The sequence below is a fragment of the Pseudomonas nitroreducens TX1 genome (assembly GCF_000313755.1).
Taxonomy (GTDB): domain Bacteria; phylum Pseudomonadota; class Gammaproteobacteria; order Pseudomonadales; family Pseudomonadaceae; genus Pseudomonas; species Pseudomonas nitroreducens_A.
This window is the reverse complement of the sequence record NZ_AMZB01000097.1, coordinates 69,639-93,131: the sequence shown is the minus strand read 5'-3', so window position 1 is coordinate 93,131 and position 23,493 is coordinate 69,639. Positions and strand designations below refer to the sequence as shown.

At 66.8% G+C, this 23,493-nt stretch carries 15 protein-coding genes; 6 read left to right on the top strand and 9 right to left on the bottom strand.

What is annotated here, in order from left to right:
* Positions 1-53 precede the first annotated feature (53 nt).
* Together C167_RS0108885 and C167_RS0108880 are read left to right on the top strand one after the other, a co-directional pair.
* On the top strand, positions 54-752 hold the full coding sequence (locus tag C167_RS0108885) for an AzlC family ABC transporter permease (RefSeq protein WP_017517920.1): 699 nt from the start codon (positions 54-56) through the stop codon (positions 750-752).
* Positions 749-1,063, top strand: coding sequence for an AzlD domain-containing protein (locus C167_RS0108880; RefSeq protein ID WP_017517919.1), 315 nt, complete (start codon positions 749-751; stop codon positions 1,061-1,063). The genes C167_RS0108885 and C167_RS0108880 overlap by 4 nt, the downstream gene beginning before the upstream one ends.
* 66 nt (positions 1,064-1,129) lie before the next feature.
* On the opposite strand, the gene C167_RS0108875 is transcribed toward C167_RS0108880, so the two are convergent.
* Genes C167_RS0108875 through C167_RS0108865 form a run of 3 tightly spaced genes read right to left on the bottom strand, consistent with a single transcriptional unit; the run spans position 1,130 to position 11,259 of the window.
* Positions 1,130-2,626 carry a TolC family protein gene (locus C167_RS0108875; RefSeq protein ID WP_017517918.1) on the bottom strand — a complete coding sequence of 499 codons (1,497 nt, stop codon included), beginning with the start codon at positions 2,624-2,626 and terminating at the stop codon, positions 1,130-1,132.
* Positions 2,627-2,679: 53 nt separating this feature from the next.
* Entirely contained in the window at positions 2,680-10,383 is a 7,704-nt protein-coding gene (locus tag C167_RS35285) for an Ig-like domain-containing protein (protein ID WP_017517917.1), read from the bottom strand.
* A gap of 51 nt (positions 10,384-10,434) precedes the next feature.
* Positions 10,435-11,259, bottom strand: coding sequence for a sulfotransferase family protein (locus tag C167_RS0108865; RefSeq protein ID WP_017517916.1), 825 nt, complete (start codon positions 11,257-11,259; stop codon positions 10,435-10,437).
* A gap of 170 nt (positions 11,260-11,429) precedes the next feature.
* On the opposite strand from C167_RS0108865, the gene C167_RS0108860 reads away from it, so the two are divergent.
* Positions 11,430-11,849, top strand: a complete 420-nt coding sequence (locus C167_RS0108860) for a group II truncated hemoglobin (protein WP_017517915.1) — start codon at positions 11,430-11,432, stop codon at positions 11,847-11,849.
* Between the two features lie 204 nt (positions 11,850-12,053).
* Positions 12,054-12,572, top strand: coding sequence for a ProQ/FinO family protein (locus tag C167_RS0108855; RefSeq protein ID WP_026078909.1), 519 nt, complete (start codon positions 12,054-12,056; stop codon positions 12,570-12,572).
* Positions 12,573-12,664: 92 nt separating this feature from the next.
* Here C167_RS0108855 and C167_RS0108850 read toward each other — a convergent pair whose 3' ends face one another.
* Entirely contained in the window at positions 12,665-13,591 is a 927-nt protein-coding gene (locus tag C167_RS0108850) for a cation diffusion facilitator family transporter (protein WP_017517913.1), read from the bottom strand.
* A gap of 330 nt (positions 13,592-13,921) precedes the next feature.
* Between C167_RS0108850 and C167_RS0108845 the strand changes: the two genes are divergently transcribed.
* Positions 13,922-14,806: a DMT family transporter gene (locus C167_RS0108845; RefSeq protein WP_017517912.1), complete on the top strand. Its 885-nt coding sequence runs from the start codon at positions 13,922-13,924 to the stop codon at positions 14,804-14,806.
* On the opposite strand, the gene C167_RS0108840 is transcribed toward C167_RS0108845, so the two are convergent.
* From C167_RS0108840 to C167_RS0108830, 3 genes are all read right to left on the bottom strand, one after another.
* Complete coding sequence (locus tag C167_RS0108840) at positions 14,799-16,136, bottom strand: MFS transporter (RefSeq protein WP_017517911.1); 1,338 nt, start codon at positions 16,134-16,136, stop codon at positions 14,799-14,801. The two genes, C167_RS0108845 and C167_RS0108840, sit on opposite strands and share 8 nt — an antisense overlap.
* Before the next feature lie 340 nt (positions 16,137-16,476).
* Positions 16,477-17,556, bottom strand: coding sequence for a C45 family autoproteolytic acyltransferase/hydolase (locus C167_RS0108835; RefSeq protein ID WP_017517910.1), 1,080 nt, complete (start codon positions 17,554-17,556; stop codon positions 16,477-16,479).
* A gap of 93 nt (positions 17,557-17,649) precedes the next feature.
* A complete protein-coding gene (locus C167_RS0108830; RefSeq protein ID WP_026078908.1) occupies positions 17,650-19,386 on the bottom strand; it encodes an amidohydrolase in 1,737 nt (578 codons plus the stop codon).
* Positions 19,387-19,492: 106 nt separating this feature from the next.
* Between C167_RS0108830 and C167_RS0108825 the strand changes: the two genes are divergently transcribed.
* The gene (locus tag C167_RS0108825) at positions 19,493-20,407 is read left to right on the top strand and encodes a LysR family transcriptional regulator (protein ID WP_017517908.1); all 915 of its coding nucleotides are present in this window, start codon (positions 19,493-19,495) and stop codon (positions 20,405-20,407) included.
* 529 nt (positions 20,408-20,936) lie between these two features.
* On the opposite strand, the gene C167_RS0108820 is transcribed toward C167_RS0108825, so the two are convergent.
* Both C167_RS0108820 and C167_RS0108815 read right to left on the bottom strand, forming a co-directional pair.
* A complete protein-coding gene (locus C167_RS0108820; protein WP_017517907.1) occupies positions 20,937-22,409 on the bottom strand; it encodes an aldehyde dehydrogenase family protein in 1,473 nt (490 codons plus the stop codon).
* A gap of 202 nt (positions 22,410-22,611) precedes the next feature.
* Positions 22,612-23,436: a nuclear transport factor 2 family protein gene (locus tag C167_RS0108815; RefSeq protein ID WP_017517906.1), complete on the bottom strand. Its 825-nt coding sequence runs from the start codon at positions 23,434-23,436 to the stop codon at positions 22,612-22,614.
* Between the last annotated feature and the right edge of the window lie 57 nt (positions 23,437-23,493).

Here is a 23,493-nt window from a genome sequence, read left to right as displayed (position 1 = left end):
CGGTAAGTTTCTCTGCCACGCTTGAGGCACTCATCGGCCTGCAAGAAACGTTCATGTCCCACCACCCGCTTCCCTCACGCGCCTTCCTGCGGGGCGCCATCGACATCATGCCGCTGTCGCTCGCGGTCCTGCCCTGGGGGCTGCTCGCCGGCTCCCTGGCCATCGACGCAGGTCTCTCGCCGCTGCATGGCCAGGGCCTTTCCGCCATCGTCTTCGCCGGCGCCGCGCAACTGGTGGCCATCGGTATGCTCAAGGGCGGTGCCGGGTTCTTCTCGATCATGATCACCACCCTGCTGCTGACTTCGCAGCACCTGCTCTACGGCATGACCCTGCGCCCGGTGATCTCCGGGCTGCCGGGGCGCTGGCGCGCCGGGCTGGGCTTTCTGCTCACCGATGAACTGTTCGCACTGGTCAGCGGGCAAGACCGCGAGGCCTTCAACCGTTGGTACGCCCTGGGTGTGGGCCTGACCTTCTACATCGCCTGGAACCTCTTCACCCTCGTCGGCGTACTGGTGGGTTCCAGCATCCCCGGGCTTGAACACCTGGGATTGGACTTCTCCATCGCCGCCACCTTCGTCGCACTGATCGTGCCGGTGGTGAAAAACGTCCCCACCGTCGTCTGCGTCGCCGTCTCGCTGTTCTGCTCGGTGCTGCTCAGCTATTGGCAGGTGGGCTCGGCGCTGGTGCTTTCCGGGCTGGCGGGGATGTTCGCCGGCTTCCTCTGCCAGAAATTCTCGGGGGTGCGCGCATGATGGCCTGGGCAGTGATCTTCGGCATGGGACTGATCGTCTTCTTCAACCGCTACGTGTTCCTTGAACCGCGCCTGCCGATCCGCCTGGGCAGCAACGTGCGGCAGTTCCTCGGCTTCGCCGTGCCGGGGATGCTCACGGCAATCTGCGGCCCCATCGTGTTCCTCCCCGAACACCAGCTGAACCTGCACCTGGACAATCCCTACCTGCTCGGCGCCGCGGTTGCCGTGGCGCTGGTGCTGTGGACGCGCAACGTGCTGCTCAGCGTGCTCCTGAGCATGGGCGCATTCTATTTGCTGCGCTGGTGGTTGTAGCCCCGTAACGTGAGCCCGAAAAAAACCCCGGCAGCTGGCCGGGGCTTTTTCTTCTGGGGCGAGTCGTCAGGGCGTGGCGATCTCGCCGCGCTGCCACTGCTCCTCACGGCTGGCCAGGCCCTGGCCGATGTCACTGAGCGAGTCGGATTTCAGTTGCGCCGGCAACGGATCGAGGCCGACGCTGGCGAATACCTGGCCGTAGGCGTTGCGCAACTCGGCGTAGGCCAGGTCGCGCTGCAGGTCGGCCTGCAGGTTGTTCAGCTCGCCCTGGATCAGCTCGAGCTCGCCAATGCCCTGGGCCTGGTGGCGATTGCGCAGTTCCTGGGTGATCTGGCCATCCAGGCTGGCCAGCTCTTGGCTGGTCTGGAACTGACGGCGGGCCTCCTGATAGTTCGCCTGGGCCACGTACAGCTGCGCCAGTACCGCCATGGAGAGTGCCTGACGGCGCGCCGCGGCGACATCCTCGCCGGCCTTGGCGACCTTGATCGCCGCCGGGGCGGAGATCACGTTGAACAGGTTCCAGGTGACCTTGACGCCGTAGTCCGCCCAGCTCTGGTTCACCAGGTAGGAGTTGCTGTCGTAATGCCCGCCGGCGGAGAACTCCAGGCCCGGCAGCAGGCGCAGCATGGCCTTCTTGGTTTCGGCGGCGCTGATCCGGCTCTGGTAGTCCTGTTCGCGCAGCTCGGGGCGCGAGGCCAGTGCTTCGCGCTCGAGACTGTCCATGCTGACCTTCAGTTCCGGCAGCGGGTAGCCCTCGGCCGGCATCGCCAGCTTCACATCGGTGCCCGGCGGCAGGTTGATCAGGGTGGCCAGCTCGGTCTTGGCCAGCGACAAGGCCTTGCGCTGCACTTCCAGCTGGCGCGTGGCTTCGATCAGCGAGCGCTGATAGCTCATCGCCTGGACCGGGTCGCCGATACGCTGGCTGCTGAGGTTCTGGCTGTCCTTGCGCGCCTGCTCGACGCGGGCGGTGAGGCTGTCGATGCGGCCCAGCAGTCGCTCGGCTGCCACCGCTCGCCAATAGGCCGAGCGCACGTCCTGGACGATGGTCTGGCGCACCTTGCGCCGACGTTCGTCAAGGATCAGGCGCTGGTCGGCCTGCTGCTTGGCGCTGACGTAGCTGACGCCGAAGTCGAGCACGTTCCACACCATGGTCAGGTCGGCGACGTCGCGATCACGGTCCTGCGAAGTGGACGGCTCCAGGGACTGCTGGTTGGTCAGTACGCTCTTGCTGGAGGACGCGCTGACGTTGTTGCGCCCGGCATAGCCGGCTTCCAGCGCCATGCGCGGCAGCATGTCGAAGGTCGCCAGGTCCACCTGGCGGGAGGCCAGGGCCTGCTCCATGACCTTCAGGCGGCCCTCGAGGTTGTACTTGATGGCGCGGGCGAGCGCGTCGTTGAGCGTCAGCGGGCCGCTGAGCGGCTCCTGGGACCGGAACATGCCGGCCAGGTCATCACGCGCACGCTGTTCACTGTCGGCACGGCTGATCGGCTCGCTGGTCACGGCGCATCCGCTGATGGCCAGCGCCAGCAGGCTGACGCCGAAGAATCGAAAATGCTTGTTCATTGTTATCGAGCCGCCCCCTGTACGGCTTCTGAAGATTTCGAGCCCTGTCACCTTCAACCCGCCGGCCGTTCCTGGCCCAGCTCGCCGAAAGCCCGTGCCAGGTCGGCGACCTGACGCTGTTCGCGCTGGTTCATTTCCTGCAATTGCTGGTCGAGCCCCCTGCCGGCGAACACACCGCTCAGGCCACCGCCAATGTCCCCCTGGCGCGGGCCGAAGGCCGACAACGCCTGCTCGTCGCCCTCGCGGGCTTCGCCGAAGATCGCGCCAATCGTGCTGCTGGCGAAGACGCCACCATCGCCGCCGCCGAAACCGAGGAAGCCGCGACCGCCGCCGTCGCCGAAGCCATTGTTGCCGTTGTTCGAGAAGACCAGCGCAAGCTGGGTCTGGCTCGGCCCCTGGCGGAACACGCTGCCCAGTGCCGACTGCGCAGCGCCACGGTTGCTGCTGTCGAGCAGCGGCATCTGGCCAAGCGTCGGCGGGCCGGCGTTCTGCAGCACCGACGGTACCTGCGGCAGGCTGCCCGGCAGGTCGCCGCCCACCACCACCGGGCGCACACCCTGTTCGACAAGGTACTGCGGGTCGCCGCCCTGGGAGATGCTGTTGATCGCGTAAGTATTGGACTGGCTGACGCCGACACCGGTATTGCCGGCGGCATCGGTGTAGCCAAGGTTGTTCAGCGTCACCACGTTGCTCGCGCCAACCACGTTGAGCAGCGGCGTCAGCGTCGCCGTCCAGGTCAGCCCGCCATCGCTGCTGCTCAGGCCGGACAGCGTGGCGTTACTGGCGCTCAGGTCGGAAAGCTCCAGGTCGGTGACCGGCTCGCTGAAGGTGATGGTCACCTGCGACGACTGCCCCTGGCGCAGGTCGGTATTGGCCACCACCACGGTCGCACCTGGGCGCTGGGTGTCGATGGCGAAGGTATTGGACAGCGTGGTTCCCGTGCCGCTGTTGCCAGCGGCGTTCTGCACACCGCCGTTGTCCAGCGTGATCAGGTTGCTGGGGTCGGTGACTGCGCTGGCCGGGGTGAAAGTAGCCGTCCAGGTGACACCGCCATCATTGCTGCTGACTGCACTCAAGGTGCCATTCGTGACAGTCAGGTCGGCGTTGCTGAAACCGCTCACAGCCTCGGAGAAGGTGATGGTCACCTGCGAGGTTTCACCGATCCTCAAGGCATTCTCGGCCACCACGATGGTCGCGGTCGGGCGTACCGTATCGATGCTGAGGCTGGCCGACTGGGTCAAGCCGACGCCGGAGTTGCCTGCCAGATCGGTGTAGCCGGCATTGTTCAGGCTGAAGAGATTGCTGGCTACGCGGACGTTGGCGTCCGGGGTGAAAGTCGCGGTCCAGGTGATACCGCCATCGCTGCTGCCGAACTCACTCAGGGTACCGTTGGCGATGCTCAGATCGGCATTGGAGAAGCCGCTCACCGGCTCGCTGAAGACGATGGTTACCGTCGTCGTTTCGCCAGCGGTCAGCGCTGTGTCGGCAAGACTGATAGTGGCGCTCGGACGCACGGTGTCGACGGCGTAGCTGTTGGAGTCGGTGCTGCCGGCTCCGGCATTGCCGGCAGCGTCGGTATAGCCTGAGTTGTTCAGCCTGATGACGTTGGTGGCGTCCGTGACGTTCGACGAAGGCGTGAAGGTCGCGGTCCAGGTGATGCCGCCATCGCTGCTGCTCACCGCGCTCAGGGTTCCGTTGGCGACGTCAAGGTCGGCGTTGTCGAAACCGCTCACCGCCTCGCTGAAGGTGATGGTCACCAACGAGGTCTGGCCAATGTTCAGGGCGCTGTCGGCAACCTGGATGGTTGCACTGGGCCCCTGGGTATCCACCCGCACTCCGGCGGTGGAGCCGACCGCATTGAGCGGGGCGAGGCTCAGGTTACCGGCAAGATCGCGCACGCTTCCGCCATGCGGATCGATGCTGCCGCCCAGCGCGATGCCATCGGCATCGTTCTGCCCGGCGCCGACGATCAGACGGAACACCAGCGCGCTGCTGCCGCTGCCAGACAGGTAGTCGGCATGGACAGTCCCGCTGCCCAGGGTGATGGCGATGCGCGGGGTGCCGCCGGTGGTGTCGACCACCACGGCTTCGCTGTAGTGGACCACGAAATCCAGCGCCTGGCCGGCAACGTAGGTGCCCGGTGGCGGCACGGTCACGCTGACCACAGCGGGCGCCACGCCGTCGATGAGCAGGTCGCTGTGGCCGGCCAGGCTGTCGGGGCTGCCCATGCCGGGCAGAGTGTTGAAGGCGGGATTGCCCAGGCTGACGCTGGCGATGCTGGCGCCATTGAGCGACAACGCACTGCTGCCGAGGTAATCGAGATCGGCGCTCTGGTCGCCGGCCTGCACCACGTAGGCGAAGGTCAGCGTGTCGGTGCCGCTGCCGCTCACGTAGACCGCGCTGCGGTCGATGGCGCCGGTTTCCAGCAGCAGGGTGGGCACGCCGCCGGAGACGGTCACCGCCTGGTCGTAGGTGACGGTGATGTGGACGGTGTCGCCCACCTTGTAGGTGCCATCCGGACTGCCGCCGGCCACGCCGATGATCGACGGGTTGGGCTGGGCGACGTCGATCAGGATGGTGTCGGTATCGGTCTGACCGCCGCCGCTGCCCGATTGGCCGAGGTCGTCGGTGGTGATCTGCACCGAGGCGGGGCCGTAGTAGCCGCCGGTGGGGGCGAACGACAGCCCGGCCAGGGCGTTGTTGATGGCGCTGAGGGTGCCTTCGAACACCATGGTGCCGTCGCCGGTGCCGTTGCCGACCAGGAAGCTCACGCCGCTGAGATTGCCCAGGGTGAGCAGACCGTTGCTGGCTGTGAGGGTAACGCGCATGGTGCCGCCGCCGACGTCCACGTCGGCGATCGACAGCGCGTTGCCGTTGCCGGTGCTGAACACCAGGGTGCCGTCCTGCAACACGCTCTGGGTGCCCGGCACGGTGTTGACCGGCGCGTCGTTGACGGCGGTGACGGTCAGGGTGACGGTGGTGTGGTCAGTCAGGTTGCCGCCACTGCCGGTTTGGCCGCCGTCGTCGATCGAGACGTCCAGCACCACGTTGCCTGTAGCGTTGGGCGCAGCGGTGAAGCTGACCCCGCCGCCGCTGACGAAGGCATTGATGTCCGACAGCATGCCGCTGAGGCTGAGCGTGCCGCTGCCCGAGCCGAGCACGGTGACGCCAGCGAAGCTGGTGGCAGCGAGGGTGCCGCTACCAGGGGCGACGCTGAACTGCACACTGACCACGCCCGAGCCGGCGTCGAGGTCGCTGAAGCTGATGCCGGTGAGCGCCTGCGGCACATCCTCGGTGACGCCGATCGACGGGGGCGCACTGACGTGTGGCGCGTCGTTGACCGGGGTAATGGCGATGCTGACGGTGCCGCTACCGGTCTGTACCGCGCCGCCGGAGTGGCCGCCATCATCGATGCCGGCGGTGAGGGTGACGTTGGCGGTGCTATTGGGCGCGCCCAGGAAGTGCACCGCGCCACCGGCGATGAAGGCGTTGATGTTGGCGATCGAACCGGAGAGCGTCAGCGCGCTGGCGGTGCCGCCCACGGTGACGCCGCCGCCGGCCACGGCGGACAGCGTGCCGCTGCCGACCGACAGGGTGACGGTGACACTGGCGCTGCCGGCATCCGCATCGGCGAAGCTGATGCCGGTAATAGCGGTGGCGGTATCCTCGGCGGCGGTCAGGCTGCCCGGCATCGACACGATCGGCGCGTCGTTGGTGGCAGCGACGGTGACGATGCGGTTGGCCGGGATGCTGTCGCTGTTGCCGTCGTTGACCTTGAAGGTGATGGTGCGGTCGATGCTGGTCGGGGTATCCGAGCTGTTGCTGTAGGTAACGCTGCGCAGCGCGGCCTGCCATTGGGCGGCGGACGCGCCGGCGGCCGAGGTCAGCGTCAGGATGCCGGTGCCGCTGTCGTAGCTGGCGACGATGTCGCCCATGGTGGCCGGATTGTTGGTGAAGGCCAGCACGTCCTGACTGCCGAAGAAGTTGCCGCTGATCGCTACCGTGGCGCTGGAGAGCTGCGGCGAATCGCTGTCGGACACGGTGAGGCCGCTATCGATCACCACCGGGGTCGAGGTCACGTTGTTGCCTTCGACGAAGGCGGCGCTGCCGCCGCTGGCGGTGACCACCGGCGCGTCGTCGATGGCGGTGACGGTCAGGGTGGCGGTATCGCTGGCAGCCGAGAATGGATGGGTGCCGCCGGTAGCGCTGGCATCGACCTTGGTGCCCTGCTGGCCGGCGGTGGTGCCGCTCTGGTCCCAGGCGTGGTAGGTCAGGCTGACGTTGCCGCCGTTGATGCCATCGGGCACGAAGCGTACCCGGTCGCCGCTGCGCAGCAGCAGCGCGGAGGCGTCGGAGACCGCGCCGACGTTCTGCCAGCTGGCGCCGCCGTTGGTGCTGTATTGCCAGGTGCCGGTCCCCGAGGTCAGGCCGGTCAGGGCGATGCCCTGCACCGCGCCGGTGTCCGCATCGGCGACATGGCCGGCGAGGAAGCTGGACACTGCTACGCCGGGATTGTTGGTGTCGGAATCGGTCAGGCCGGTCAGTGTCGGGCTGACCGGGGTCAGCACCGGGGCGTCGTTGACGCTGCCAACGGTGAGCGTGGCCTGCGCGGTGCCGCTGGAATACGCGGCGCTACCGCCGTTGGTGCTGGTGTCGGCGGTGTTGCGCGTGCCGTTGGTGGATGCGGTGCCTGCACTCTGGTCCCACGCGCGGAAGCTGAGGCCGGCCGCGCTGCCGTTGGCGCCATCCGGCACGAAGCGCAACTGGGTGGTACTGGACAGCAGCAGCGCGGCGCTGTTGGAGACTGCGCCGACACCGGTCCAGATGACGCCATCGGTGGAGTATTCCCAGGTGCCGCCGCCGCTGCTGCCAGTGATGGCGATGCCGCTGGCGGGGCCGTCCGGGTCGGCGTGGGTGGTGCTGCCCAGCAGGGTGGAGACGGTGACCGCGGACGAGATGGCGTCTTCGCTGGTGCCGGCCCAGGTGTAGGGGCCGCCGGACAGCGTGGGCGCGTCGTTGACGCCGGTGAGGGCCACCTGTGCGGTGACCGCGTTGGAGGTGGCGCCGCCACTGTCGGTGACGGTGAAGTTGATCTGGCGGGTGGCGTCGGTGCCGCCTGCGGTGGGGTCATCCGAGGTCGAGGAATAGGTGATCGAGCGCAGCGCGGCTTGCAACGAGGCCAGCGAGCCGCCACCGCTCAGCGTCAGCACGCCGGTGCCGCTGTCGTAGCTGACGGTGAAGCCGTTGGGCGCGCCTACGGACAGCACGTCGCCGGCACGGAAGTCGCTGACGGTGACGGTCGCGCCCTGGAAGGTGGTGCTGTCCACGTCGGCGAGCGTCAGGCTGCCGCTGAGCACGGCGGCGCTGCCGCCCTCGGTATAGCTGGTGTTGCTGTTGCCCGGGCTGAGCGTGGGCGCGTCGTTCACCGCCACTACGGCGACGGTGACGGTGTTGTTGGTGGTGGTGTAGCTGTCGCCGTCGTAGACGGTGACGCTCAGGGTGCGCGTCGACGCGGTGGGGTTGTCGACGTTGCTGTTGTTGTACACCAAGTTGTGCAGCAGCGCTTCGACTGCGGCCGGCGTGGCCGAGGCCGAGTTGAAGGTGATCACCAGATCGTTGCTGCCGCTGCCGCCGGTGAAGGTGCCGATGGCGACGCCACCGTAGGTGATGGTGCTGCCGCTGACGCCGATCTGCCCGGCGCCGGTGCCCTGGTTGCGGACCGACAGCAGGTCTTCGGCGGTGACGCGGTTGGTGGTGATCGATACCCGCACGCTGCCGCCGTTGTAGTCGGCCGAATCGCCGTCCGACACTGTGGCATTGCTGCCCAGGTCGATCAGCTGCGCGCTGTCGCCCTCGGTGAAGGTGACGCTGTCGCCTTGCAGGCCGCCCAGTACGGGGGGTGCATTGGGGACATAGGTGGTGTTGAGCGTGCCCTGGTTGTAGATGCCGGTGACCGCGGCGGGGCTGGAGCCGGGCGAGCCGGTGCCCAGTTCCTGGCCGCCGGCACCGCTGCCGGCGCCGTTGCCGGTCATGGCCGCATTGTTGGCCGCGGTGATGTTGAAGGTGCCCTTGTTCCACACTGCGCCGACGCCGCGCCCACCGGCGCCGCCGTCCTGGTTGCCCAGCGAGCCGCCCGCACCGCCGCCACCGCCGCCGCCACCGGCACCGAGGTTGGTACTGATGATCGAGTTGCCGATCACATTGATGGTGCCGCCGACCGCGTTGTAGATGCCGCCCACCGCCGAGCCGCCGGCGCCACCGGTGGCGTCGGTGCCCAGGCCGCCGCCACCGCCGCCGATGCTGATGCTGCCGTTGGTAGCGGTGCCGCCCGTGCCGCCGGTGGAATAGCCCAAGTAGCTGCCGCCGGCGCCGCCGACGCCGGTACCGCCCTGCCCGGCCATGCCGGGGAAGGCGCTATCGGCGCCGCCACGGCCGCCCTGGTTGGCGCTGCCGCTGGTGCCGAGATTGCCGGAGACGCCCGATTCGCCGCCCCTGCCGCCGATACCGCCGCCCAGTGCGCCGCCGCCACCGCCGCCACCGCCGTCGTAGGCGAAGTTGCCGCCACCACCACCGCCTCCGGCTGCCGCGTTGGCGGTGACCGAGGTGTTGAGCAGGGTGAGGGTGCCGGCGTTCCAGATGCCGCCGCCGAAGGCGTTGCCAGCGGCTGCCGCCGCGCCGACGTCGGCATTGCCGCCGTTGCCCGAGACAAGGCCGCGGGTGATTACCAGGCCCTCGAGCATGACGTTGCTGGCGGCCTGCACCTGGAGCACGCGGCTCCTGTAACCGGCATCCACCGTCACATCGGCCACGCCGTCGTTGTTCAGGTCGCCGTCGATGGTCAGGTTCTTGGCGATCACCAGCTCGCCGTTGGTGAGGCCGATGGTCATGCCGCTGCTGAAGGTGATGGTGTCGCCGGCCGCAGCGCTGGCAATGGCGGTGCGCAGGGTGCCGGCGCCGCCGTCGGCGTTGCTGGTGACTGTGATAATGGCCAGGTCATGCAGATAGGCGGCTGCAGAGGCGACCGAGAGCACGGGGCGCGCTTCGATGACGCCCGTGGTCACTTCCAGATCCCAGTCCGAACTCTGGCCGGTGCGATCATCGGAAGCTGCGATGTCACGCCCCGTCAGGCCGGCCAGCTCGTTGACGAAGGCCTGCCCACGCTCACCCTGGGCGGTGCTGCAGGCGTAAATGAAGATATCGCCGCCGGCCTGCAGGCTCGCGCCCAGCTGGCTGAGCGAGTTGCCGTAGTCGGCGATGTTCTCGGCGCTGACGTAGCTGCTGCCCAGCCACAGGTCGCCGGCGTTGCCATGGGCGATGATCTGGACAGAAGCGGCGCCGGGATGCGCAGCCAGATACTGGGCCATTTGCTGCACGCCGTTGCCGCTGCGGTCGAGGAACACCACCTCGGTGTTGGCGGCCACGCCCTGCAGCAGTTGCTGGGCATCCTCCACGCGCGAGTCGACGAACACCACGTTGCGCCCGCTGCCGGCCACCGCGCCCTGCCCCGCATCGCTGCGGGCGTCGCTGGTGGCGGCATGCGAGGTGTCGGCGTTGTCCTTGCTGGCGACGCTCGCGTCAGCCTTGTCGGCAGCAGCATCGTGGGCGTCAGTGGGCTTGGCCGCTTCGGCAGCGGTGGCGGCAACGGCGCCGTCGAACATCATGCGCGGCTCCAGCGCCATGATCAGCGTCGGTTGGGAAACCCCGGTTGCTTCCTGGCGAGACGCAGCCTCGCCGAACACGCGCTTGATCCACTGCATGCGATGCACCTCTTCGGCACCGGCGATCTTCTGCCGCCGTGTCCATTCTTGTCAGTTGTTTTTGATGCGAATCACGTTGGCCGCGCTGGCGCTGCCGTCTTCCCAGAAGGAAAGCTTGCTGTACTGCTCGAAGAGGTCCGGCGGCAGCAGGGTACGGCGCTCCTGCAGCGACACTTTCGGCCGCACACGATGCAACCCGCTCACACCCAGCGCGGCATCGAAGTCCGGCGCGTCGTAGGCGAGGTTGTCGAAATCGTGCTCGAACCAGGGCTCGTCGATGAACTGGTAGACCAGACGCAGCACCTTTTCCGGGCTGTGCACCAGCAGGTCGTAGTCGATCAGCAGCAACGAGTCGGCCTGCTCGCCGTAAAAGGCCTCCTTCAGCGCGCTCCAGGAGAAGCCCACCAGCCGGTTGCGCTGGGCCAGCGTCTCGACGCGGCTGTAGACGGTGTTGCGCTCGCTGGCGTCGGCGAACAGCTTGGTATTCTCGAAGGGATTGGCGCGGAACAGCCTTTCCAGACTGTCCATGATCCAGGCGACGTTGCGCACGCAGGCGATCACCTTGCCCTGCGGGAACATCTCGCGCAGAGCCGGCAGGTTGGCGCACCAGAGTCGATTGGTGTCGAACACCACGGATTTGTCGTGCTGGTCGGCGTAGTAGGAATCAAACAGGCCGCAGAGCAGGCGGCGGCGCTGATCCTCATTGATCAGCGGGGCGAACTCACTCCCGGCGCTGCATTGCTCGCGCACGCTGGTGAACAGCCCGCCGACGGGGCTGGACATGCCGGCGTGAAAGCGCGGGTTCTGCAACAGGATGGCGGACAGCAGCGTACTGCCCGAACGTGGCAAACCCGATATGAAGTGAAAGTTCTGCATCCCTGCGCAACAGCCCACTGGCATTTTGCAATTGCCGAATCCTATTCCTTTCAGGAACTTTCGTACAGATTATCCAGCCAACAATTGAGACAAACGACAACCCTGCTGATCATCCGCTGGCGCGCCGAGTATCATGGGCATCTCTTCCAGAACCTCAGCGAGCCACGTCCTTGAGCAGCCCCCTTCCCTTCGGCACTGGCGATGCCTCCTACCAGGCCGCTGGCGGCATTGACGGCCTGCGTCGCCTGGTCGACGACTTCTACCGGCTGATGGACGAATGGCCGGACGCCGCCGAACTGCGCCGCATGCACCCGGAAAGCCTGGAACAGTCTCGCGACAAGCTGGCCTGTTTCCTCAGCGGCTGGCTGGGCGGCCCAAGGCTGTTCAGTGAAAAATACGGCTCCATCTCCATCCCGTCCTTCCACGCCCAATGGCCGATCGACGACGCCCGCAGTGCCGCTTGGCTGGGCTGCATGGAGCGCGCCATCGCGTTGCAGCCCTTCTCGCTGGAGTTCGCCGAATACCTGCTGACGCAACTGCGCGTACCGGCGCACCGGGTGGTGCAGGCGAGCCAGGCGCGACATGGCTGAGCCGCCTGGCCCGACCCTGGTCGAAAGCAAGGCTTGGACTATCGCCTGCCCCAGGGCGGCCAGGGGTCGCCAGTGCCTCGCCAGGCGAAGTGAGCGACCGGTGGTCGGTCTTTCCGGCAGGTGATTCGACCTTGCCCGGATGTTCTTGCCTGCAACATCGAATATCCTTGCACTTCGCATTCACTCGAAGCTGTGACTTGAACGATGGGTTTTGAACAACTAGCTGGACTACGTGACCGCCTGCGGGCTGAGAAAGAACAGGCCAAGGCCGACAGTGCGAAACGCGCGAAGCCATCCTCACCGCGCGCGAAACCTGCCGAGCAGGATCCTGCGGTGGAAGCCATCTGGCGCCTGCAGAAGCATTTTCCGTTGGCCTTTCCGGTAAATCCGGCGCCCAAGGTTCCGCTCAAGGAGGGCATCCTCAAGGATGCCCAGCAGCATCTGGAACTGCTGGGGCTGACCGACGAGCAACTGAAGCTGGGCATCTCTACCTGGTGCCGCGGAGCGCGTTACTGGGCAAGCATGGTTGAGGATGCACCGCGCCGCGATCTGGCCGGGGAGGCAGTGGGCACCGTGACGGCGGCCCAGGCGGCCTATGCGAAGCAGCAGGCTTCGCGGCAACGTGGCCAGGACCGCCGCAATCGCGCGAAGGCAGCGCGGGGGCAGGCTCCTGCCTCCTCAGCTCCGACGGCAGGACCTGCAGCCGAGCCGACAGCGGACTGAGATCGTCGCCCCTGGGCCGTCGCCTATCGAGGTGAATGGCCCACCGCCGATCGCGCGCCGGGCCTGATGGCGCGTCCTGAAGGCCGGTATGCTTAGCGGGTCCAGAGCGGATCGGTGGTAAAGGCTATGGTCAGCCAGCGATTGGGACCTTCGTCGCCGATGGCCTCACCGATCTTATCGCGCAGCCTGTCCCACTCGGCCAGCGTCTGCGCCGGCCAATTGGGCGGCACAATGAAATACAGCTCGATCTGCTGTGCCCGGCCGACCTTGGCGACATAGGCCTGGTACGCCGTGAAGCCATGCTGCGCGACCACCTCCGCAGCCACCTCATCGACGTGCTGCTTGAGCTCGGGCGGGGTGACCAGGAGGATCTCCTTGAGCGCCTGGCGAATGGTCAGGAAGGGAATGGGCAGGATCACCAGGCAGATCAGTGCCAGCACCGCCGGGTCGACATAGGGCCCGATCTGCGCGTACCCGCTCACGCTGGCCAGATCCCCCACCAGGAAGGCGATCAGCAAGGCCAGGGAGATGCTCCCGGACATCACCCAGGACTTGGCGTCGAGGGCGACGAAGTCCGAGCCGATGCGCTTGTTGGCGCGGAACTGCACCGCCGCCAGGGAGAAACACACCAGCGTGGCGACCGCCGCGTAGAGGATGGCGAAGCCGAATTCCAGCGCGTGACCGCCCGTTAGCAGCCGGCCGATGGCATTGATCAGGGCGTACAGCGTAACGCCGCACAGCAGGGTGCCGTTGAGCGCCAGGACCATCGGCTCCAGGTGCCAGAAACCCATGTTGAAGCGCTCGGCCAGGCGCCGGCTGGCATCGCCTTCGGTGGTGTGTCGGCGGATCAGCGTCGCCACCATCAGCGCCAGGCCGCTCATGCTCGCATCGGCCAGCGAGTAGACGCCGTCGAAGACAATGGAAAAGGATCCCGACAGCAGGCCGACGATAATCCCGAAACCGGCCAGCAGCACCGTGACGATGATGGAAAGCCGCAGGATGCCCTGTTCTGTTTTCATGACTGGCGTGCTCCTCGCGCCTTGGTGGTTGCATTGCCGCGAGCAGGCCCGAAGGACGCTGGCGGTTTCGCTGGGGGGCGCGACTATAAGCCAGGGCCTGAATCATGGCCATTGCGCCCCGGCAATGTGGTTGTGCAAGTTCGCATGCTCCGGCAACCCGCGGCAGGCATCCTGGCACACGGACCGGGGCCATACCCATTTGAACGAACGCCGCTGCCGGACAGAACAACGTCGGTGCGCCGCCTTCCCAAGCGTCACGAGGGCCCGGCAAGATAGCGTCATTCGCCGCCGCGTTTCGGTGGCCCTTCTGCCTTGCGCCACCGGAGTCGTATGCAACCGCGCGACCTTGCCGCCTACCTGTTCCTGGCCATTGGCTGGGGGCTGTCCTTCCTTGTGCTGCTCAAGGCCATCGCCGGGTTCGGCTGGGTTGGCGCCGTCAGCTTCCGCGCGCTGATCGCCAGCTTCACGCTGTTTGCCGTGGCCAGGCTGTCCGGCCGCCGGTTGAACTTCGACGGCCTGTGGAAGCCACTGTCCGTGGTCGGCGCGACCACGGTGGCCGGCCAACTGATCGGCATGACCTACGCCACCCCACGCATCGGCACGGCCATGGCAGCCATCTTCGTCGCCGGCATTCCGCTGTTCTCCATGCTCATCGGTCGCCTCTGGGGTCTGGAGCGCATTACCTGGAGCGGCCTGGGCGGGCTACTGCTGGGCTTCTGCGGCATGGTGCTGCTGGTGGGCTTCCCTGCGGTGCCGATCACCCACGAATTCATCGTCGGCAGCGCGGCCTCGGTGTTCGGCGCCGTGTGTGCGGCCTTCGGCAGCAACTACGCGAGCCTGAAACTGCGTTCCGCCGGCCCCTGGGAAGTGACCTGCGGCGCCTTCCTGGTCGGCGGGCTGCTGACGCTTCCGCTGCTGATTTGGGTGCCGGTGCCCGGCACGCCGCAGCCTATCGACTTCCTCTTCCTGCTGCTCTGCGGCTGCGTGCTCAGCGCGGTGAACTACGTCGTGTACTTCCAGCTCGTCGCGCGTATCGGGGCGACGAAAACCATCAGCGTGGAATTTGTCGTCACCGTGGTCGCCGTTCTGGTGGGTGCACTGGTGCTCGGCGAGAGCCTGTCGCTGATGCAAGGCGTGGGTGCGCTCATCATCCTGATCGGTTGCGCCCTGGTGCTCGGTCTCGTGCCGGGCACCAGGGTGCGCGCGGTCAGTTGATTGCCTGCACCGATACCGCACTGGGCGCCGCATCGTCGCAGTCGATCACTTCCATGGGCAGGCGCGAGGTTTCCCGCAGCAGCCAGGAACACACCGCCACCAGCAAGAGTGCCGCCGCTCCGTAAAGTGCCACGCCGAATGGGTTGCGGCCCGTGGCGATGAGGATGGCCGTGGCGATGCTCGACGCCGTGCCGCCGCCCAGTGCCGCGCCGATCTGGTAGCTGAAGGAAATCCCCGAGTAGCGCATTTCCCGCGGGAACTGCTCAGCGAGGAACGCCGGGATCGGCCCCTGGGTCGCCCCCATGAAGAAGCCCACGGCGACGTACGCCAGCAACGCCAACGGCAGGTTGTGCAGACCGATCAGCGGGAAGAAGGCGAACAACCCCAGCGCCATGATCGCCGCCCCGAAGATCATCACCGCGCGGCGACCGAAGCGATCCGACAGGTGCCCGAAGCACGGCGCGGAAGCGACGATGGCCACCGACAGCGAGAAGTCGAACAGCAAGGCATGGCTGCTGCTATAGCCGATGTCGGTCGCGTAGGCGAGGAAGAAAGTGCTGCCGATATAGGCGATGGTGACGTAGCCGAAAGCGATGCCGATACACAGCAGCAACTCGCGCGGACGGCGGCGGAAAGCCTCCATCAGCGGCATGCGCGCCTCGACCTTCGGCGCGGCCTCGGGCTTCGGTGCAGTGTTCTGCAGGCGCGCGTAGAGGCCGATCAGCACCAGCAGGCCGCCCAGCCAGAACGGAATGCGCCAGGCGATGCCGGAGAGGTCATCGTCGAAGGCGAAGCTGACAATGGCGAACACCGCCGAACCGAAGATGCCGCCGATGCCGATCCCCATGCTCGTGAAGCTACCCCACAGACCGCGACGGCCCTTGGGTGCGACCTCGATGCCGAACAGCGCCGCCCCGCCCCACTCGCCGCCGGCGGCAAAACCCTGCACCAGGCGCAGCAGCACCAGCAGGACGGGTGCAGCCGCGCCAATGCTGGCGTGGGTCGGCAGGAAGCCGATCAGCAAGGTGCTCAGCCCCATCAGCACGAGGGTGGCGACCAGCGCCTTCTGCCGGCCGTAGCGGTCACCCAGGTGGCCGAACACCACGCCGCCCAGCGGACGGGCAAAGAAGCCGGCGCCGAAAGCAGCAAAGGCAACCAGCACGGCGGTCAGGCGGTCCATGCCGGGGAAGAACAGCTGCGGGAAGATCAGTGCGGCGGCGTAGCCGTAGATGACGAAATCGTAGAATTCCAGCGCGGTGCCCATGCCGGAGACGCAGAAGGTGCGAAAGGCCGAGCGCGAGCCAGGAGCTGCGGGCGTGTGGTCGATCATGGCGGTTCACTCTTGTTTTTGTGGCAACACGAAACCCACGCGGCGGCGGGTGGGCCGTCACGGGACGTTGGTTTGTAGGTGGTGGTACGTAGGGCACATAAGCCGGAACGGGTTATCCGCCGGTGGCTCGGCGGCGGATAACGCTGACGCGTTATGCGCCCTACGGACTAATGGAGCTCTGACGCGCCCCTCTCCCTAACCCTCTCCCTAAGGGAGAGGGGACGGTCCGGCATCAAGCGGAACACCTTGCCAATCGGCAACTCCGTCGGCACCCCCTCCCTTCGGAGCGGGGCGCGCAGCCAGGGCTGGAGGGAGGGTGCGACCGGCTGGCATCACGTTTTCAGAAACGCAGGAATCCCTCATCCGCCAGCTTCTTCGGCGTGCCGGCCACGTACTCCAGCGCGCAGTTCGAGGTGTCCAGACCGATGCTCAGCAGGGTTTCCCAGCGCTCGGTATCCGGCTCGGACATGTCCGGGTGGAAGCACACCACGGCCTGGTCGCCGTCCGCGCCGCAGAAGGCGTCGGCACGTTCACGCAGGGCCTTGCCAGTCATGCCGGCGGTGGCGGCCTTGAGGTGTTCCAGGCGCGCATAGGTGGTGGACACGTCCGCCGTACGCTCGCCCCAGCTCAGTTCACCGTCGAGGAAGTGGTTGGTGTGCAGCAGCCAGCCGTCCTCGCGCGGTACCACCACGGCAGTGTGCGCCCGGCTCATCTCGATGCTGGCGGCACGGGCGCGCACGTCCTCGCGGGTGAAGACGGTCAGCACGGTGGACGCACTGACCCGCGCCGAGCGCGCGAGGTCGATGGCTTCGGTGACGCTGGTGGCCTCCTCCAGCACCCGACGGGCGATGGCATGCACCGGCACGCCGGCGCTGCCGTCATCACTGGCGTGGTGCAGGATGTTGAAGTGCACGCCCAGCCCGGCGCTGTTGACGCCGATCTTGCCGAGCATGCCGAACTCGGTGAACAGCTTGGCAGTCAGGCCGGTGCTGCCCGTGAAGCCCAGCAGCAGGCCGTGGGGCACCAGGCTGTCGTGCCAGTCCCAGGTCTGCAGACTGCGCGGTGCGGCAGCACCTGCCGGGGCGTAGACGCAGGTGGAGCATTCGCCTTCCACCGGTTGCTCGGGCATTACCGCCAGAATCTCGGTGCGGGCGTTCAGCGCCGCCAGTTGCCAAAGCGGCAGGCCGACGCCCAGGGCCAGGCCTTCGACCTCCTTCGCCAGGGCCGGGCACCAGTCGGCCAGCGCCGCGAGACTGGCTTCGCCGATGGCGCGCGCCTTGTCCAGCTCCACGCCGACGCGCGGGAAGAAGTCCAGATACAGCGCCACGGTCTGGCGGATCTGCTCGGCGAAGGTTTCGCCGATCTGCCGGCCACGCTGCAGCGGGTCGCGGATGTCGGTGGTGAAGGTGTGAAGAATCACGGCAAGGCTCCTGTTGAACTATCGAATCAAATCACAGAATGCGTTGTGGGATGGGTATCGCTGCGCGCCACCCATCCTACGAGTTGACAACGATCAGGGTTTGTCGCTCGGACGACTATAGACTTCGCGGCCGGCGAACCAGGTCTTGAGCACTCGGGTATCACGCAACGCCTCGGGCTTGACCGTGAACACGTCGCGGTCGAGCAGGACCAGGTCCGCCTGCTTGCCTGGCTTGAGCGAACCGATGCTCTGCTCCAGACGCAGGGTGCGCGCGGCGTTGAGGGTGTAGGCCTGGAACATGGTTTGCCGGTCGATGTCTTCGGCGGCGTTGAGCACACCCTTCGGGCCGACGCGCTGGATCGCCTGGTAGATGGCCTTCCACGGATCGGGCGTGGTGATCGGCCAGTCGCTGGCACCGGAAATGGTCGCGCCGTTCTTCAGCAGCGAGCGCGCCGGGTACATGTGCAGGAAGGCCATGGCGCTGACGTAGGGCTTGACCAGATCGACGCTGTTCTCGTCGGCCGCCGCCCAGTAAAGCTGCATCGCGGCGATCACGTCGAGCGCCTTGAAGCGCGGGAAGTCCGTGGGATTGACCATCTGCAGGTGGGTGATCGAATGCGGGATGCCGCTGTGGCGATCCTTGCGCGCCTGCTCGATGCCATTGAGCGATTCACGTACCGCGCGGTCACCAATGGCATGGATGTGCACCAGCCAGCCGCGAGCATCGGCGGCGCTGACCAGCTCACCGAAGTGCTTGGGATCGATCAGCAACTCGCCGTACTTCTTCGAATTGCGGTAGGGCTCGAGCATCGCCGCACTCTGCGCCGGCACCTCGGCCACGCCGTCGGCGAAGACCTTGATGCCCGGCAACGTCAGGTTGGGAACATCGATGAATTGCTGGCGCACCTTGTCCAGCTCGTCGAGGTCGGCCGGTGTAGCCTTGGAGTCGGCCATCAGCAGCGCGGCGACGTGTGCCGTCAGCCCGCCCTGCTCTGCCAGCAGTTTGTAAGCTGGCAGCACGCCGACGGAATCGTTGTGGATGTCGCCGCCGGGATTCTCATTCGCCAGGGGTTCCATCCAGGCGGTGATGCCCAGCTCATGGTAGTAGCTCTGCGCGCCCTTCAGCGCCTTGAGCAGTTCGTCGTTGCTGGCCAGCGGCAACAGCGCCTGAACCGGGTACAAGCCGGCGTCCACCAGGAAGCCGTTGGGCTTGCCGTCGGCGCCGTGGCCGATGGTGGCCTGCTCCTCGCCCTTCAGCGACTTGACCTTGGCCACGTCGATCCCGGCGAGGTCGAGCAGCGCCTGGTTGGCCCAGCCGGTGTGATAGTCGCCGCCGGCCAGGAGAATCGGCTGCTTTGCCCATTCGCCCTGGTTGAAGCGCTGCTGCAATTCACCGAGCTCGTCCCAGTACGCCGTCGGCACACCGCCGACATAGAGGAACGGACCACGCCGCGCGCGGCCGTCGTCACGCCACTGGCGCAGCTTGCTCTCGAACTCGGCCAGTGGCAGGTCCTGGTTGTCCAGGTTGGCCTGGAGCATCTGCAGGCCGCCCTTGACCAGGTGGGTATGGGCATCGATGAATCCGGGCATCAGCACCTGACCCTGCAGGTCGATGACCCGGGTCGACGGCTGCCGGAGCTTGAGGACCTGCGCATCGGAGCCGACGGCCAGAATACGGCCGTTCTCCACCGCCACCGCCTGCTGCAACGGCTGGCCGGGTTCGGCGGTGTAGACCTTGCCGCCGTGGAAGATGAGATCGGCGGCGGCCATAGTTTCCATAGAGGAAAAAGCGCAAGCCGCCGACATCAGCGCCGGAATCAGTAGTTTCATCGCAGAGCCTTCGTTATTGTTGATCTGTGACGAAGATTAAGCAAAAGCCCCGGCGGCTTTAACACTGACTTCCCGCACAACTTCTGTTCCTATCAGGAATCAATCCATGGACAAGATGACCGCCCTCACCATGTTCGTCGCCACCGCCGAACAAGGCGGCTTCAGCCGCGCCGCCGAACAGCTGGGCAAGACGCCTTCGGCCATTACCAAGGGCGTGGCGCAACTGGAGGCCGAACTGGGCCAGCGCCTGTTCGAGCGCACCACGCGACGCATGGCACTGACCGAGGCCGGGCACATTTACCTGGAAGGCGCGCGCTCGGCGCTGATGCAGCTGCAACGAGCCGGCGAGGAAGTCGAGCAGTTGCAGACCGAACTGCGCGGCAGCCTGCGCATCGTCTCGCCACCCTCCTTCGCCCCGGCCTTCTTCAACGCCGTGTGCTGCCGCTTCCTGCGCGAGCACCCGCAGGTGCGCCTGGAGGTGGACCTGCTGGACGAGTTCGTCGACCTGGTCGAAGGCGGCTACGACATTGCCCTGCGCGACGGCCCCATCGACCTGCCCGACGTGATCGCCCAGCCCCTGCTGGAAAACCGCCTGATGCTCTGCGCCAGCCCCAAATACCTTGCGGAAAAGGACCTTGAGGTGACGCTGGAGAACTACGAGCAGCACGACTGGCTGATCTTCCGCCACCCGCTGCTGAACCGGAATTTCTGGTGGGTGCAGAAGGACGGCGAACGCCTGCGCATCCGCCAGCCGGTGCCGCGCATCGCCAGCGACAACTATGACTTCCTGCTCTCCTGCCTGCTGGACGGCCAGGGGCTGCAGTTCCTGCCGCAGTGGAGCGCGCTGCCCTACCTGGAAAGCGGCGAACTGGTGGAGCAGCTACCTGATTGCTGGCGCGACCAGAGCGCCTTCGGGCCCTGGGTGCATGTGCTCTACCTGCCGCACCGGCGCAGCACGCGCAAGGTGCGGGTGTTCATCGACTACCTGCGCGAGCACCTGCAGGGAAAGGGGTTGGTCTGAGGCGGGGCTGCGGTGCTCCACCGGTGGATGCCGTGCCGTGCGGTTCGCGAGCAAGCTCGCTCCTATGAAAAGCCCTACACCCATTCCATTCCTGCTCTGGCTTTGGCTCTTAAAGACTTCCAGAGAAATACCCGCGCACTCCGAATGCCCCGTTCAGGAGGGCTCGTTGGAGCGGAGTTTCAGGGGTTGAGCGACATGGATGTCGCAAGAGCCACGATGGGCCAGGGATGGCCCGTCGTGGCGTGCCCCTGAAACATCGCTTCACGAGGGTATTTTTCGCCCCAAGCGAAAAACCGGATGTCCGGGGCAAGCCTTCTTGGTTACTTCTTTGGGGGCGGCCTTCCGACGTTTGGAAGAGGTGACTCGCCCGAGGGGGCGAAATACGATATCCGCGCGCGCACCGAAGCGGCGCAGAAGAACGAACGACAACGCAGCCAACGGCGGATAACGCTGGCGCGTCAGGCGCCCTACAGGGGAATGTCGGCGTAGGGCGAATAACCTGGAACAGGTTATCCGCCGCCCCATCACATCACTTGATGTACCACCCCCACGGCTGGTCGCTGAGGTACTCGGTGACCTGCTTGGTCTCCAGGTAGTTGTCCAGGCCCCACACGCCCAGCTCGCGGCCGATGCCGCTCTGCTTGTAGCCGCCCCAGGGCGCCTGGGTGAAGGTCGGCTGCGAGCAGTTGACCCAGACGATGCCGGCGCGCAGGCCCCGGCTTACCCGCTGGCATCGCGCCGGGTCGGCGGACATCACGGCCGCCGCGAGGCCGAACTGGCTGTCATTGGCCAGGCGCAGCGCCTCGGCTTCGTCCTTGAAACGGCGCACGGCGAGCACCGGGCCGAAGATTTCCTCGCGCCACACAGCGCTGTCCAGCGGCGCGTCGACGAACACCGTGGGCTCGACGAACCAGCCCTTCTCGCGATGGGCAGGACGCTTGCCGCCAGTGACCAGCTTCGCGCCGTCGCGCACGCCGGCCTCGATGGCCTGCAGCACCTTGGCGTGTTGCCCGGCGCTGACCAGCGGGCCGAGCAGCACGCCCGGCTCCAGGCCATTGCCGATCGTGATACGGCGGGCTTCTTCCACCAGGCGCTCGATCAGCCGGTCATGCAGCCCCTCCTGCACCAGCAGGCGCGAGGTCGCGCTGCACACCTGCCCCTGGTTCCAGAAGATGCCGAACAGGATCCACTCGACGGCGGCTTCGACATCCGCATCATCGAAGACGATGAAGGCCGACTTGCCGCCCAGCTCCAGGCTGACGTTCTTGATGTCCTGGGCCGCCGCCTGCATGATCGCGCGCCCGGTGGGCACGCTGCCGGTGAAGGCCAGCTTGTCCACGCCCGGGTGCGCCGACAGCGGCGAGCCGGCATCGCGGCCCAGGCCGGTGACCACGTTGAGCACGCCCTTGGGCAGACCCACGGCATCGGCCGCGGCGGCCAGTTCCAGGGAGGTCAGCGGCGTCAGTTCCGAAGGCTTGAGCACGGCGGTGCAGCCAGCGGCGAGAGCCGGCGCGACCTTCCACGAAGCCATCAACAGCGGGTAGTTCCACGGGATGATCTGCCCGGCCACGCCGACCGGCTCGCGCAGCACGCGGCAGGCGAAACGCTCGTCGGGCAAGGCGACCGCCTCGCCCTCGCCGTTCAGTCCTTCGGCCAGCTCGGCGTAGTAGTCGAAGCAGCCGATGGCGTCGTCGATGTCCCATTGCGCCTCGGGCAGCGGCTTGCCGTTGTCCTGCACTTCCAGCCGTGCCAGGTCCTCGCGGCGCCCCCGCAGGTTGTCGGCGATGGCGCGCAGGTAGCCGGCGCGTTCCTTACCCGTGCTGCGGCCCCACTCGCCTTCGTCGAAGGCCCGGCGTGCGGCCTGCACGGCGCGGTCCACATCCTCGCCGGTGGCGGCGGCGACGTCGGTCAGCACGGCTTCGCTGGAGGGTTCGTACACCTCGAAGCGGCCGCCTTGTGCGGGTGCCTGCCACTGGCCGTCGATATAGAGCTGGTCGCGCATGGGGAGGTCTCCTGAGCGGGTTGGAATGATTGTCCGCCGAGCATAGGGAAATGCGCGTCAGGTTGATAACGCGGGCGCCCTGCATGCGGGCACGCGCGGAACGCCTCGCTGGAGCGATTGGCCTCTCTGCAAGGTTGGCGTTGTGCTGCCCCTCGGCTCCGCAGCTGGGCGGTTCGCGAGCAAGCTCGCTCCTACCGGTACGTCACGCGCGCTGTTGCTCCAGATACGCCTTGGGCGACAGCCCCGTCTCCTCGCGGAAGCAACGGTAGAAGGTCGACAGCGAGCGGAACCCGGCCGCGCGCGCCAGTTCGTCGATACGCGTGACGCTGGTGGCGTCGCCCAGCTGGCCGAGCAGATGGCGCAGGCGCAGCTGGTTCAGGTACTGGTAGAAACTCAGGCCCAGCACCTGGTTGAGGAAGTAGGAAATCTGGTTGCGCGTATAACCGGTGGCCGCGGCGACCTGGGGCATGTCCAGGTCCGGATTGAGAAACGGCCGGCTCTGCTGGAAATACTGCTGGATGTCGCCGCCCAGCTGGCTCAACTGCCGGGCTGAAAGCCCCAGGCGGCTGTCTGCCATGCGCGGCTGCGGCTCGCTGGCGGGTTTCTCCGGCTGGCCGACCAGCGCGGCGTGCTCGTTCACCCGGATGATCCTGCCGTCACGCACGGTGTAGGCCTCGGTGGCGCGGAACGACACCAGGCCCTGGGTGCCGCGCAAGGTCACCTGGTACTGCAGGAAAGCGGTGTCGCCGTCCACGCGCAGGCGGTCGGTGTAGACCTGCGATTCATCGCCGGCCGCCGGCATGCTGGTCTGCAGGTAGTCGCGCAACTCGCTCGGCGCAATCCGACGCCCCTGGAAGAAATCGGTGTACTCCACCTGCGGATCGAACAGCGCCATCAGCGCCTCGATGTCACGGCGGCGCCAGGCCTGATGATAGCGCAGCACCACGGCATGGGTAGCGGCGCTCGCCGGGTCGGACTGGTAGGTCGCGCCTTCCAGCGTGGCGCTCCAGCCCTGTTCTTCGCTCATGGATTTCCCCTGCCGGTCTTGGCCGGCTATTCCTGCTCCGGGCGTGCCCGCAAAGAG